At 30.3% G+C, this 13,796-nt stretch carries 11 protein-coding genes and 1 tRNA gene; 10 read left to right on the top strand and 2 right to left on the bottom strand.

The annotated features are described in order from the left end of the window. The first annotated feature begins 4 nt into the window (after positions 1-4). From WHD54_RS08935 to WHD54_RS08960, 6 genes are all read left to right on the top strand, one after another. Positions 5-2,617 carry a glycoside hydrolase family 2 TIM barrel-domain containing protein gene (locus tag WHD54_RS08935; RefSeq protein ID WP_088323756.1) on the top strand — a complete coding sequence of 871 codons (2,613 nt, stop codon included), beginning with the start codon at positions 5-7 and terminating at the stop codon, positions 2,615-2,617. A 6-nt stretch (positions 2,618-2,623) separates the two neighbouring features. Beyond that, the gene (locus WHD54_RS08940; RefSeq protein ID WP_088323755.1) at positions 2,624-3,511 is read left to right on the top strand and encodes an alpha/beta hydrolase; all 888 of its coding nucleotides are present in this window, start codon (positions 2,624-2,626) and stop codon (positions 3,509-3,511) included. Between the two features lie 7 nt (positions 3,512-3,518). Beyond that, positions 3,519-5,183, top strand: a complete 1,665-nt coding sequence (locus tag WHD54_RS08945) for a sulfatase family protein (RefSeq protein WP_088323754.1) — start codon at positions 3,519-3,521, stop codon at positions 5,181-5,183. Positions 5,184-5,207: 24 nt separating this feature from the next. After that, entirely contained in the window at positions 5,208-7,052 is a 1,845-nt protein-coding gene (locus WHD54_RS08950; RefSeq protein ID WP_233130988.1) for a family 43 glycosylhydrolase, read from the top strand. A gap of 86 nt (positions 7,053-7,138) precedes the next feature. Next, a tRNA-Leu gene (locus WHD54_RS08955) sits at positions 7,139-7,220 on the top strand. Positions 7,221-7,275: 55 nt separating this feature from the next. Then, positions 7,276-8,253 carry a type I phosphomannose isomerase catalytic subunit gene (locus WHD54_RS08960; RefSeq protein ID WP_088323752.1) on the top strand — a complete coding sequence of 326 codons (978 nt, stop codon included), beginning with the start codon at positions 7,276-7,278 and terminating at the stop codon, positions 8,251-8,253. Here the strand turns inward: WHD54_RS08960 and WHD54_RS08965 are convergent. Together WHD54_RS08965 and WHD54_RS08970 are read right to left on the bottom strand one after the other, a co-directional pair. Beyond that, positions 8,248-8,685 carry an acyl-CoA thioesterase gene (locus tag WHD54_RS08965; protein WP_088323751.1) on the bottom strand — a complete coding sequence of 146 codons (438 nt, stop codon included), beginning with the start codon at positions 8,683-8,685 and terminating at the stop codon, positions 8,248-8,250. The two genes, WHD54_RS08960 and WHD54_RS08965, sit on opposite strands and share 6 nt — an antisense overlap. A 54-nt stretch (positions 8,686-8,739) precedes the next feature. Next, on the bottom strand, positions 8,740-10,875 hold the full coding sequence (locus WHD54_RS08970; protein ID WP_088323750.1) for a carboxy terminal-processing peptidase: 2,136 nt from the start codon (positions 10,873-10,875) through the stop codon (positions 8,740-8,742). A gap of 269 nt (positions 10,876-11,144) precedes the next feature. Here WHD54_RS08970 and surE point away from each other — a divergent pair, with 269 nt between their 5' ends. Genes surE through WHD54_RS08990 form a run of 4 tightly spaced genes read left to right on the top strand, consistent with a single transcriptional unit; the run spans position 11,145 to position 13,739 of the window. Next, positions 11,145-11,915 (top strand): 5'/3'-nucleotidase SurE, encoded by a 771-nt coding sequence (surE, locus tag WHD54_RS08975; RefSeq protein ID WP_088323749.1) that lies wholly within the window; start codon positions 11,145-11,147, stop codon positions 11,913-11,915. After that, a complete protein-coding gene (locus WHD54_RS08980) occupies positions 11,903-12,190 on the top strand; it encodes a hypothetical protein (protein ID WP_088323748.1) in 288 nt (95 codons plus the stop codon). Before surE ends, WHD54_RS08980 begins: the two co-directional genes overlap by 13 nt. Before the next feature lies 1 nt (position 12,191). Further along, positions 12,192-13,313: a lipid-A-disaccharide synthase gene (gene lpxB, locus WHD54_RS08985; RefSeq protein ID WP_088323747.1), complete on the top strand. Its 1,122-nt coding sequence runs from the start codon at positions 12,192-12,194 to the stop codon at positions 13,311-13,313. A gap of 9 nt (positions 13,314-13,322) precedes the next feature. Further along, the gene (locus WHD54_RS08990; RefSeq protein ID WP_088323746.1) at positions 13,323-13,739 is read left to right on the top strand and encodes a hypothetical protein; all 417 of its coding nucleotides are present in this window, start codon (positions 13,323-13,325) and stop codon (positions 13,737-13,739) included. The last annotated feature ends 57 nt before the right edge of the window (positions 13,740-13,796 follow it).

Raw genomic sequence — 13,796 nt, forward strand, 5'->3', positions numbered from 1 at the left:
AGAAATGCAAAAATTATTTTTCAAGAATTTTTTATGGTGGTTGTGTTTCTTCTGTGCAATTCAATTTGTTTCTCAAGAAAAAATAATTAACTCAGGATGGCAATTTCAGCTAGATAAAGATAAGCAATGGCAAACAGTTAACCTTCCTCATACATGGAATTTAGAGGACGCATTTGATGATGATTTCGGATATTACAGAGGGGTAGGAACTTACAAGAAACAACTTTTTTTTACAAAAAAAGACGCTAACTTAATTCATTACATACATTTTAATGCAGCATATCAAGATACAGATGTGTATGTAAATGGTCTTTTTGTAGGTAATCATAAGGGCGGCTTTACAGCATTTAATTTTAATATATCAGCATATTTAAAATTTGGGACATACAATTTAATAGAAGTTAAGGTAAACAGTTCTCATAATGATAATATTCCTCCTTTAGATGCAGATTTTACTTTTTATGGCGGAATTTACAGAGATGTTACGCTTATTTCAAAACCAAAACAGCACATTTCTTTAGATGATTTTGCATCTGATGGTTTTTATATTGATTTTCCTGATATTTCTGAAGAAAAGACAACTATAAAGGTAAGTGTTTTGCTTTCTAATTTTTCAAAAAAATACTCAAAAGCAAAACTAAAAATTACTCTTTTTAATGCAGAAGGTGAGCAGGTTAGTAATTTAGAAAATAATACCCTTTTAAAGAGTAATAGTACAAGTGAGAAATTTGTAAATATTCAGCATATTTTAAAACCTATATTATGGTCTCCATCAAATCCTTATCTATATAAAATTAACATTTCACTTGTATCTGAAAACGATATTCTTTTAGATGAAAGAACACAGAAAATAGCCTTCAGGTTTTTTAATGTAGATGCAAAAAAAGGCTTCTTTCTAAATGGAAAACCACTGAAACTAATAGGAGTTAACAGACATCAAGACTTTGAAGGTTATGGAAATTCTGTACCTTTAGAGTTGCATAAAAAGGATATTTATTTGATAAAAAACATGGGAGCTAATATGCTTAGAACAGCTCATTATCCGCAGGATAGAGCTATTTATAAGCTATGTGACGAGTTGGGTATTTTAATTTGGTCTGAAATACCAGTAGTTAATTTAGTAACCGATTCTGATGCGTTTTTTAAAAATAGCTTAACAATGCAAGAAGAGCATATTAAGCAATATTACAATCATCCCTCTTTAGCTATGATTGGTTACATGAATGAGATTTTTATAAAATTAATTTTTGATAGAAAAATACCAGAAGAAAATAAAGAAAACCTAAAAAAGATATCTGTAAAACTAGCCAAAGAGTTAGAACAATTAACAAGAAAACTTGCCCCAAATCATATTACAGTTATGGCAGGTCATTTAAACGATATTTATAACGAGACTAAAATTGCAGATATTCCAATGCTTTTTGGGTGGAATTTGTATTTTGGGTGGTACGATAAAAATATAGAAGATTTAGGTCCTTTTTTAGATAATCAACATAAAAAGTTTCCGAATAGAGCATTGTTCTTGTCTGAATATGGACCAGGAGCAGATGTCAGAATTTTTACTCAATCACCTAAAAAATTTGATTTTTCATTAAACTATCAATCAACATTGCACCAATCATACTACCAACAAATTATAGACAGATCCTATATGGCAGGAATGACAGCATGGAATTTTGCAGATTTTGGTTCAGAATTTAGAGGAGACGCCATACCTCATATTAATCAAAAAGGCTTGGTGCAATACAATAGAGTTCCAAAAGATATATATTTTTGGTATAAAGCAGTATTAGATAAAAAAAATCCTTTTGTTTATATCGCCTCAAGTTTCTTAAAAGAGATAAAGATTATTGGAGAAACTTCTTATCCAATAGAAATTTTTACCAATCAGAAAAAAGTAACTGTTTTTTTAAATGACCAGAAGTTTGCAGAAGAGAACAGAGTAACTAATGGTGTTGTGCGATTATTTATGCCTTTTAAAAATGGGGAAAATAAAATTAAAGTTGTTGCGGATAATATTCTTGAAGAAAAAACAATAAAAGTAGCTACTGTTAAAAAGTTAGATTTTAAAAATTACTCAAAATTTGGAATAAATATTGGAGCTCATTTTTATTTTCATGATGAAAAGTTTCAAACCACCTTTGTGCCAGATCAAGCATATAAAAAGGGATTGTTTGGTTATAAGGATGGATATGCATATGGTATAACTGATTACAAACACCAAGGATTACCTCATAACATTAAAAACTCAAACTCAGAACCTTTATTTCAGACTTTATTAGAAGGGTGTTCAAATTATAAATTAGACATTCCAAACGGAACTTATAAAGTTCATTTGTTTTTTGTAGAACCTAATGTTAAAGCAACCGAAAATATTTATAATTTATCAACTATAGAAACTAAAAACAGTAAAAAAGAAGAGCGTATTTTTAGCGTTTTTTTAAATGATATTCAATTAGAAAAGCAGTTAAATTTAGCGAATGAATATCCACAGAAATATGGTGTAGAGTCTGTTTCAGTTCTTGAAGTTAGAGATAATAAAGGATTGAATATTATTTTTAAACCTATAAAAGGAAAGCCTGTAATTAGTGGTGTTTTAGTTGAAAAATTAAATTAATAATACATGAAATTTAAAATTTTAATATTGTTTTTTAGCCTAAGTATCTCTTCTTTTTGTCAGAAGAAAGAAACATTTATTTATGCAATAAAAGGTATAGACACACTAAAATTAGATGTTCATACGCCAATAAATAGTAACAGTAAAAATGGTTTACCTGTTTTATTATGGATGCATGGAGGTGGTTTTTCAGGAGGATCTAGAGACCATATAAATCATGAAGAAAAATTAGTAAAATATGTTACCACTAAAGGTTTTATAGGTGTTTCTATTTCATACAGATTGCTAAGAAAAGGGAAAAAAACAGGTTTTGGATGCAATTGTAGTAAGCAAGAAAAAATAGCCACTTTCAAAGAAGCTGTTATTGATTATTTAGATGCTGCAAAGTATATTATAAATCATAAAGATGAACTAAATATAGATATTACTAAGATTGTTGCAGGAGGAAGTAGTGCAGGTGCCGAAGGTGTATTAAATGCAGTTTTTATGCGTTCTTATTTTGTAGATGATTTACAAAAATATGAGAGTGTATATTTTGCAGGAGTATTTTCTTTAGCTGGTGCAATGGTAAACGCAAACTATATTACTACAAAAAATGCTGTTCCATCTGTGTTTTTTCATGGCACGGAAGATAATTTGGTGCCATTTGCAACTGCACCACACCATTATTGTGATGAAGATAAAGTAGGCTACTTAATGTTAGATGGTTCAGAAACGATAGTTAAAAAATTAGACTCTTTACAAATGCCCTTTTATTTTTATAAGGTAATTGGAGGAAAACACGAATTGTCTTCAATTCCTTTTGAACACTTAGATGAGGTTATGGATTTTTTTAATAAAACAGTGTTGAAAAATAATCATATACAAACTAAAATCACAATCAACAAAAAATAGTTAATAAATGAAAAAAATAGTTTATTTAATAGTGCTTACAGTAGTAATTATCTCCTGTAAAAATAAAAAGAATTCAAGTTTAGCTAAGAATATAAATAAGCCAAATATTATATTTATTATGGCAGATGATCATGCAACACAAGCTATCAGCGCTTATGGTCATCCGATAAGTAAATTAGCACCAACGCCTAACATCGATAGAATTGCGAATGAAGGGGCAATTTTTAAAAATAATTTTTGTACAAATTCAATTTGTGGGCCAAGTAGAGCTGTAATTTTAACAGGTAAACACAGTCATATAAACGGATTTAAGATGAACGGTAATCGTTTTGACGGAAGTCAGCAAACATACCCAAAACTTTTACAAGAGGCAGGATATACCACAGCAGTTTTCGGAAAATGGCATTTACACGGAGAGCCCGAAGGATTTGATTATTGGAATATTCTCCAAGATCAAGGAAATTATTACAATCCTAATTTTATAAAATTGAATGTTAAAACTCAAAAGCCAGACACTACAATGGTTTATGGATATGCGACAGATATTGTAACTGAAGACGCTATAAATTATTTAGAAAAAATAAAAAATAATAACAAACCCTTTATGTTAATGGTTCAGCACAAGGCGCCTCACAGAAATTGGATGCCGGCCTTACGCCATTTAAATAAATATGATACTATTCAATTTCCTGTACCAGATACTTATTTTACTAATCACAAGGGTTCTACAGCTTCAAAAGAACAGTCACAAACCATTTATGTAGATATGTATGAAGGTCATGATTTAAAAATGACCAAAAAGAACGGAAGTCCTGAATTAGCTCACAATCCATGGAAGACGGATTTTAATAGAATGACGCCGGAACAAAGAGCTAGTTGGAATAAAGCTTATCAACCCAAAAATGATGCATTTCATAAAGCAAACTTGTCGGGTAAAGAACTGCATTTATGGAAACTACAAAGGTATCTTCAGGATTATTTAGCTACTGTTGCAGCTGTTGATGAAGGTGTTGGGACAATTTTAGATTATTTAAAAGCTAATAATTTAGAAGAAAATACCATAGTTGTTTACACTACAGACCAAGGCTTTTATTTAGGAGAAAAAGGCTGGTTCGATAAACGATTTATGTATGAACAGTCTTTAGCAATGCCTATGCTAATGAAGTATCCTAAAGCGATTAAACCTGGAACAGAGGTAACAGCACTAACTCAAAATTTAGATTTTGCACAAACATTTTTAGACTTTGCAGGATTCGAAATTCCAAATGACATGCAAGGAAAATCTTTAAAACCATTAGTTACAAACACATCACAAGAAAAAGAGTTTAGAGAAGCAATTTATTACCATTATTATGATTTTCCTGCTTTTCATATGGTGAAAAAAATGTATGGTGTCAGAACAAAAAGATATAAACTTATTCATGTTTATGATGATATAGACGAGTGGGAAATGTACGATTTGAAAGAAGACCCATCTGAAATGAATAATTTAATTGGTAATGTTGCTTATCAGCAAATAGAAAAAGAGTTAAGGTTAAAATTAAAAGAATTGCAATTAGAATACGCTGTTACAGAAAATGATTTTAGCCGAGCTCCCAAGAAAAGAGTTAAAAATGCTTACAAGAATTTCGAGAGATTACGTGGAAAGCCAATGAAATCTTACGAACATTAAATTACAAATATTAAAATATATTTTATGAAAATTAATATGAAAGATACTGTCTTATTTTGTATTTCACTTTGTTTTGTGGTTTTTCAATCATGTACAACCAAAGAATCTTTAAAAAAGGTATCTAAAGAAAAACCTTTATTAGATACATACTGCAATCCCTTAGATATAGATTATACCTACATGGTTTATAACTCTAGCAAGAATAAATCATATAGGTCCGGTGCAGACCCAGCAGTTATTGAGTTTAAGGGAGAATATTATATGTTTGTAACTCGTTCTTTCGGTTACTGGCACTCTAAAGATCTTACTAATTGGAAGTTTATAAAACCGAAACAATGGTTTTTTGAAGGCAGTAATGCACCAACTGCTTTTAATTATAAAGACTCTTTGGTTTATTTTGCTGGCGATCCTGCAGGATACGGAAGTATACTTTATTCCGACAATCCTAAAGAAGGAATGTGGACACCAACAGCCTCAATTTCTAAAAATATACAAGATTCAGAATTATTTATAGATGATGATGGTAAAACTTACCTTTATTGGGGGTCTTCAAATTTACACCCAATTAGAGTGAAAATGTTAAATAAAGACGATCGTTTTTTAGAAATAGGTGTAAAAAAAGAGTTGATTAATTTAAAGGAAGATGAGCATGGATGGGAAAGATTTGGAGAAAATAATTTTCATCCAACATTAAAAGAAGGTTATATGGAAGGTGCTTCTATGACAAAGCACAACGGAAAATATTACTTACAATACGCAGCCCCAGGAACTCAGTTTAACGTGTATGCAGACGGAGTATATATTGGCGATTCTCCTTTAGGGCCTTTTAGATATATGAAAAGTAATCCCATGAGTTTTAAGCCAGGTGGTTTTACAAATGGCGCAGGACACGGAATAACAGTAAAACAAACAAACGGTCAGTACTGGCATTTTGCAACGATGGCTCTTGCTTCAAATGCTCAATGGGAACGTCGTTTGTGTATGTTTCCAACATATTTTGATGAAGATGGTTTAATGTACACAAATACAGAGTATGGAGATTATCCACGGTTTGGTGCTAACCACCCAACAAAAGCAGGAGAACATAATGGATGGATGTTACTTTCATACAAAGGAGACGTAAAAGTATCTTCATCTTTAAAGCAAGTAGAAAAATTTACTTCTAATGATGATGATGTTCAAATTAATGAACTTCCTATACAAAAAGATGCAGATGGTTCAATTTTATCGAGCGTTTTAACAGATGAAAATCCGAAAACTTTCTGGGTAGCCGAAGCAAATAATGATAAGCAATGGATACAAATAGAGTTGAAAAATAAAGGGAATATACATGCTATTCAATTAAATTTTCATGATCATGAATCTGGTATTTATACTCGTGTAGAAGGTTTAAAACACCAGTTTTTAATAGAATCGTCCTTAGATGGTAAAGTTTGGGAAACTATTGTAGATAGAAGTAAAAGTAATATTGATGCACCAAACGCATATATAGTTTTAGACAAACCGGTTTCTGCAAACTATGTAAGGTATACCAACGTTTCTGTACCAGGTGCTAACTTTGCCATGTCGGAATTTAGAGTATTTGGTCTTGGGTTTGGTGAAAAACCAACTAAAGTTAGCAATTTTATTATTAAAAGAGCACAAGATAGAAGGGATGTTTCACTTTCTTGGAATGTAACCCCAAATGCACAAGGTTATAATATTAGATGGGGCATTTCACCAGACAAATTATATCATTCTTGGCTAATATACGATGTTAATTCTCATTTTATGCGCTCTTTAGATAGAGATACTTCTTATTACTTTACCATAGAATCATTTAACGAAAACGGTATTTCTGAAAAAAGTGAAGTGTTATATGTCGAGTAAAAATTTTTTGAAATAAAATATATTCAACAAGTTTGTAGTTTCCAAGGAATGTTTATATTTGCATCCCGAAATCTTCGGAAAAAGTTGCAGGCGTGGTGGAATTGGTAGACACGCTAGACTTAGGATCTAGTGCCGCGAGGTGTGAGAGTTCGAGTCTCTCCGCCTGTACAAGCAAAAAAGCTGAAGTATTAACTTCAGCTTTTTTTTTCTTAAATTACTAGCTATGCAATTGTATCCTTTAAAATTTACACCACTTTTTAAATATAGGCTTTGGGGTGGAAACAAATTAAAAAATCTCTTAAACAAAGAATATTCACAAGATAACATTGGAGAATCTTGGGAAATTTCTACTGTTAAAGATGATAAAACTTTGGTGTCTAACGGTGTTTATAAAGGAGAAAATCTAACAAATTTAATATCAGAATTTAAGTCGGCAATTGTAGGAAAAGCAGTGTATAAAAAATTTGGTAATGAGTTTCCGTTGCTTATTAAATTTATAGATGCAAAAACACCTCTTTCTATTCAGGTTCATCCGAATGATGAGGTAGCTAAGCAAAGGCATCACTCATTTGGTAAAAATGAGATGTGGTATATTATGGAAGCTGATGACAATGCCGAATTAATAGTTGGTTTCGATAAAGAACTACAAAAAGAAGAATATCAATCTATTATAAAAAATGACGATATTTTAGATGTTTTACACCATGATAAAGTTTCTGAGGGAGATACTTATTTTATACCTGCAGGTAGGGTTCATGCCATAGGAGCAGGTGTTTTATTAGCTGAAATACAGCAAACATCTGATGTAACTTATCGCATATACGATTATAACAGGATAGATGCTAAAACTGGTAAGTTAAGAGATCTGCATAACGATTTAGCAACAGATGTAATAGATTTTAAAACACAATCAAGCTATAAGACAAGCTATAATAAATTTGAAAATATATCTAATAAATTAGTGCATTCGCCTTATTTTAAGACCAACTTTATAAAGCTACATAATTCAGTTCAAAAGGATTATTCAAGTTTAGATTCATTTGTAATCTACATATGTGTTTCTGGAGAAGTGGTTTTGAATCACAATAACAATAATTTTGATGTAAAAAGAGGTGAAACAATATTGTTACCTGCAGCAATTAACAGTGTTAAATTAACATCTAAAACTCCGCAAAGTAAAATTATAGAAGTTTATTTATAAAATAATTTCTGAATAACTTCTTGTTTTTTCTGCAAATTTAAAAAGTTCATTAGTTTTTTCTGGTGGCGTTGTTAGTTTTCTTTTAGTTAGGTCTATCCAAGCTCCATACACTTTTATAATTGCAGATAATTGCCCTTTTTCATTAAAAACTTCATGAATAATTTTCCAACGTTCGTTGTTTTTTGAAAGTCCTTCTAATTTTAAGTTTACCGAAATATTTTCTCCCATATGAATTTCTTTCTTATAGGTGGTTTCTTCCTTAAAAAGAATTGGGCCTATGTTATGTTTGGTAAACTCTTCAATAGAAAAATTATATTCAGCAAAATATCGAACTCTAACTTCTGCCGCATAATCATTATAAGCGGTATGTCTCATATGTCTGTTAGGGTCAAAATCCGACCATTTGGTAGTAAAAGTTACAGCAAAGCTCATAGAAAATATTTTAAAAAAAATAACCTTATTGTTTATAAGGTTATTATAGGTTTATTAGTTTTTAACTATTTGAGAAGTATTTCTAAGTTGAAGTTCACTTAACACATTTAAAGCTTCTGCAACATAAATATCTTTAGAAAGGTTTTTATGCCAAATACTTCTTTTTTCAGCTAAAATAGTATCTTTTTTAATTAAAGGAAGCTCATATTTTGGTGAGTTAAAGGTAAGATTTGATTCGTATTTAAAAGCGTCCGTATATTTTTTTGCAGCCGATTCTTGTTTTTCATTTTCTTTTTTAAATTCCTTTAAATTTAGTGAAACAGTTGTGTTTTCTTGATTTTTTCTTAGCCATTTTGCGTAATCATTTATCAAGCTAAATTTTTTATCAGTAGAAATTCTTTGTTTACTATTATTAATCACTTCCGAAAAATTAGTGTAAGAATCAGTTCGTTTATACTTTGCTTGAGCTACTTTATCCCAAGAAAGTGCTCCTTCTAAATCTCTTTCACCAAAGTCCATATAACTAAATCTGCTAGGCATAGCAATATCAGAATAAACACCTTCCACCTGGGTAGAACCACCATTAACTCTATAAAATTTTTGTATTGTCATTTTAATAGCACCAAGGTCTTTATCGTAATCTGGATAAAAATTATTAATAGGAATAACACTTTGCACAGTTCCTTTACCATATGTTTGATTTCCTCCGAGTACAACCGCTCTGCCATAATCTTGCATTGCTGCTGCAAAAATTTCTGAGGCTGATGCAGAAAATTCGTTTACTAAAATAACCACAGCGCCATCCCATTGCATATCTGCATCAATATCATTTTTTATTATTGGTGCTTTGCCACGGTATTTTACTTGTACAATTGGGCCTTCAGTAATAAATAAACCTGCAATTTCGATAGCTGTTTTAAGAGAGCCACCACCGTTGTTTCTAAGATCAATTAAAAGTCCTTTTACATTTTCACTTTTTAATCTTTCAATTTCTTTTTCCATATCTTTTGCAGAGTCTCTAGAAGTAGTATCAGAAAAATCTATATAAAATCTTGGTAAGTCAATTACACCATATTTCTTTCCTTCTTTTTCTACAATCGTCGATTTTACAAATGTTTCTTCAAGTTCTACAACATCTCTAATAATAGATATTATTTTGGTAGAGCCATCAAGTTTTTTCTTGACAGTAAGTTTAACTTCAGTTCCTTTTTTACCTTTAATAAACTTAATAGCATCATCTAAACGCATTCCAACAATGTCTAGTGGTTCTTCATCACCTTGTGCAACTTCTAAAATAATATCTCCTGCTTCTAGCTCTCCTTGTTTCCATGCCGGTCCGCCAGATACAAGTTCAGATACTTCTGTGTAAATGCCTTTTTTAAACAAACGTGCACCAATTCCCTCTAATTTACCAGACATATCTTGGTCGAAACGTTCTTTAATTCTTGGTGCCATGTATGTGGTATGTGGGTCGAAAGCTCCAACAACACTATTTAAAAAAGTAGAAAACCAGTCATCTCTTTCTAGTTCTTCAATTCTTAAATAAAGCTCTTTCATATTTTTTAATACTTCTTCACGAGCTTCCTTTTCTATCTCTTTAAAAGAGGTTTTCTTGAAGTTTTTATCCTTTTTAGATTTCTCTTCTTCCTTGTCTAACTTGTCTTGAATTCTACCAAGTGTATTAAGTTTTAACTGTTTTCTCCAATAATCTATTAGTTCATTTTCATTTTTTGCAAATGGTAAATTAGCATAATCTAAATCTATAACTTCATCTTTTTTAAAGTTAAAAGGTTTTGCTAGTAATTCTTCGTAATAGTTTGCTGTTTTCTTTATTTTATTTAAAAAATTACTGTAAACTAAATTATAAAAAGACACATCGTCATTTATTAATTGATTGTCTATTTGATATTTAAATTTAGAAAATTCTTTTAAATCCTTTTGAGTAAAGTACCTTTTATTTGGGTCTAATCCCTCTATAAAAGATATGTAAACCTGTTCCGAAAAATCATCATTCATATCTTTAACCACAAAATGACCTCTCGTTAAAATATTTTTTAAAACGTACACTAATATCTTATCCTTTTCTGGATCAGTTTTAACATTGCTTACAGTTGAAGAAAAAGATAAACTTGTTGTTGTAAATAATAAAAATGATAAAATTGTAATGCCTACTTTTTTGATATTTGTCATAAATTTATGCTACTAAGTTGAATATTTGTGCCTTTGTATGAAATCTAAAATTAGTTTTAAAATTAACAAAGAAATATGGTTTAATTTAGAGTGTTTAGTTATAAACAATCAGTTTTAAAATAATTTACACAATAATAGTAAAAAATACAACGCAACATTCTTTACGAATTGTTAAAAAGAAACTGTACTAAAACAATTATATTTGTTGATGAATAGAGAGTCTTAATATTTAAAAAAGACTTTTTAGGAAAAAGTTATATTTGATAATTATGCAAGAAAAACCTTTAATTTTAGTAACCAATGATGATGGTATTACAGCTCCAGGATTACGGGCTCTAATTAAGATAATGAATAAAATTGGAGACGTAGTTGTGGTTGCTCCTGATAGCCCACAAAGTGGCATGGGACACGCAATAACTGTAGATAATGTGCTAACCTGCAATCCAATAAGTATTGATGATGGACCTCAATTAGAGTATACTTGTTCTGGCACACCAGCAGATTGTGTAAAAATGGCAATTAATCAAATATTAAATAGAAAACCTGACTTGTGTGTATCAGGAATTAATCATGGTTCTAACTCTTCTATAAGCGTTATTTATTCTGGTACTATGAGTGCAGCAATCGAAGCAGGAATAGAAGGTGTACCTGCCATCGGTTTTTCTTTATTAGATTTAAAATGGCATGCCGACTTTAAACCTTCGGAAGAGTATATAAAAAAAATTACTTTAAACGCATTGCTTAATGGTTTGCCAGAAGGAATTGTTTTAAATGTAAATATTCCGAAGCTAGAAAAAAATGAAATTAAAGGAATTAAAATATGCAGACAAGCAAATGGTGTTTGGAAAGAAGATTTCGATAAAAGAAAAAGTCCTTCTGGTAAAGAATACTACTGGTTGTCTGGTAAGTTTATTAATAAAGACAAAGGGCAAGATACCGACGAGTTTGCTTTAGAAAATGGATATATTTCTGTTGTTCCAGTACAGTTTGATATGACAGCGCACCATATGATTCAAAAAATTAACTCTTGGGAACTGTAAAAAAAGACATATTTATTGGATTGTTGGTAGCGATTTTTGCAACCTTTGGAGGGGTGTTTTTATATTTAGAGTATTTTACCAATCAAAGTTTAGAGGTATCTCTTTCGATAATTAGAGAAGAAAATTTATACGGAAAAATACTTTCTTTAGCAGCTGTTCCCAATCTTTTTGTTTTTTTTATTTTTCTAAAAAAGAAACAAGATAATAAGGCAAAAGGGGTATTATTGGCAACTTTCTTAATAGCATTTATAACATTAATTTTAAAGTTTTTTTAAAATGAAATATTACATACTTGTAGGAGAGGCTTCGGGAGATTTACATGGTGCCAACCTAATGAAAGAAATTTATAAACAAGACAAGAAAGCAGTAATACGTTTTTGGGGCGGAGATTTAATGCAATCTGTTGGTGGAACCCTAGTTAAGCATTACAAAGAGAGAGCATTTATGGGTTTTTTAGAAGTTTTAAAAAATCTTTTTAAAATACTTGGTTTTATAAAATTTTGTAAAGTTGATATTGCTCAATTTAATCCGGATGTGATTATTTTTATAGATAATTCTGGTTTTAATTTACGGATTGCAAAATGGGCAAAGCAACAAAATTTTAGAACAAATTATTATATTTCTCCACAAGTTTGGGCAAGCAGAGCAAAAAGAGTGCATGACATAAAAAGAGATGTTGACAAAATGTTTGTAATTCTGCCTTTTGAGGAAGAATTTTATAAAAAGTACAATTATAAAGTATCTTTTGTTGGGCATCCCTTAATAGATGCTATCGCAAACAGAACACAAGTAGACGAAAAGGTATTTAGAGCAAAACATCAACTTACAAACAAACCGATTGTAGCATTATTGCCTGGTAGTAGAAAACAAGAAATTGTAAAAATGTTATCTGTAATGCTTTCATTGGTAGATGATTTTAACGAATATCAGTTTGTTATTGCGGGAGCACCAAGTCAAGATTTTTCTTTTTACAAGAAAATAATTGGTACCAAAGAAGTAGCTTTTATCAATAATAAAACCTACGACTTGCTAAGTATTTCTTTTGCTGCTTTGGTAGCCTCAGGCACAGCTACTTTAGAAACAGCTCTTTTTAAGGTTCCCCAAGTGGTGTGTTACAAAGGAAGTGTAATTTCTTATTACATTGCCAAAAGAATTATTACTTTAAAGTTTATTTCATTAGTAAACCTTATTATGAATAAAGAAGTTGTTACAGAGTTAATACAAGACAATTTTACAACCCAAAATTTAAAAAAAGCATTAGGTAATATTTTAGATGTAACGCATCGAGAAACCATGTTTTTAATGTATTATGATTTAGAAAAAAAATTAGGCGGTAAAGGTGCTTCAAGAAAAGTGGCTACTTCAATTATAAAAGATTTACAAACTATTAATTCTTAATTTTTTAAAATGACTTCAAAAAAATCTTGGGTAGAAAAGAGAAATTGTGATACATCTTTTAAAATAAAAAAGATTGATAAAAAATTTGCAGATATACCTGCTCATAGCAAAATGCTTATAGTTTCTCCGCCAATTATAGATAATTATGTTAAAAATATACCTTCTTCAAAGAGTGTTTCCTTAAAAGAATTAAGAGATGATTTGGCAAAGAAATATGAAGCAGACAAAACATGTCCTGTTACCACAGGAATATTTTTAAGAATTGTTGCTGAAGCTGCTTATGAGGAGTTGGAAAGTGGTAAAACGATAACACAAATTACACCTTTTTGGAGAGTGATTAATTCAAAAATAAAAATAGCATCTAAATTAGCGTGTGGACTCAATTTTATTAATTTTCAGAGAGAAAAAGAAGGGCTAGAGGTTTAGATAAAACAAGTATATATAATTCACATCCCTTGAGATTTGCAAAATAAGAAGACGAAA

Origin of the sequence: Polaribacter tangerinus (assembly GCF_038024095.1) — a bacterium.
Taxonomy (GTDB): Bacteria; Bacteroidota; Bacteroidia; order Flavobacteriales; family Flavobacteriaceae; genus Polaribacter; species Polaribacter tangerinus.

Coding starts and splice junctions, on each gene's coding strand:
- WHD54_RS08990 (WP_088323746.1), top strand. CDS start 13,323: ATGACTTCAAAAAAATCTTGGGTAGAAAAGAGAAATTGTGATACATCT.
- WHD54_RS08970 (WP_088323750.1), bottom strand. CDS start 10,875: ATGACAAATATCAAAAAAGTAGGCATTACAATTTTATCATTTTTATTA.
- WHD54_RS08935 (WP_088323756.1), top strand. CDS start 5: ATGCAAAAATTATTTTTCAAGAATTTTTTATGGTGGTTGTGTTTCTTC.
- surE (WP_088323749.1), top strand. CDS start 11,145: ATGCAAGAAAAACCTTTAATTTTAGTAACCAATGATGATGGTATTACA.
- WHD54_RS08965 (WP_088323751.1), bottom strand. CDS start 8,685: ATGAGCTTTGCTGTAACTTTTACTACCAAATGGTCGGATTTTGACCCT.
- WHD54_RS08940 (WP_088323755.1), top strand. CDS start 2,624: ATGAAATTTAAAATTTTAATATTGTTTTTTAGCCTAAGTATCTCTTCT.
- WHD54_RS08945 (WP_088323754.1), top strand. CDS start 3,519: ATGAAAAAAATAGTTTATTTAATAGTGCTTACAGTAGTAATTATCTCC.
- lpxB (WP_088323747.1), top strand. CDS start 12,192: ATGAAATATTACATACTTGTAGGAGAGGCTTCGGGAGATTTACATGGT.
- WHD54_RS08960 (WP_088323752.1), top strand. CDS start 7,276: ATGCAATTGTATCCTTTAAAATTTACACCACTTTTTAAATATAGGCTT.
- WHD54_RS08950 (WP_233130988.1), top strand. CDS start 5,208: ATGAAAATTAATATGAAAGATACTGTCTTATTTTGTATTTCACTTTGT.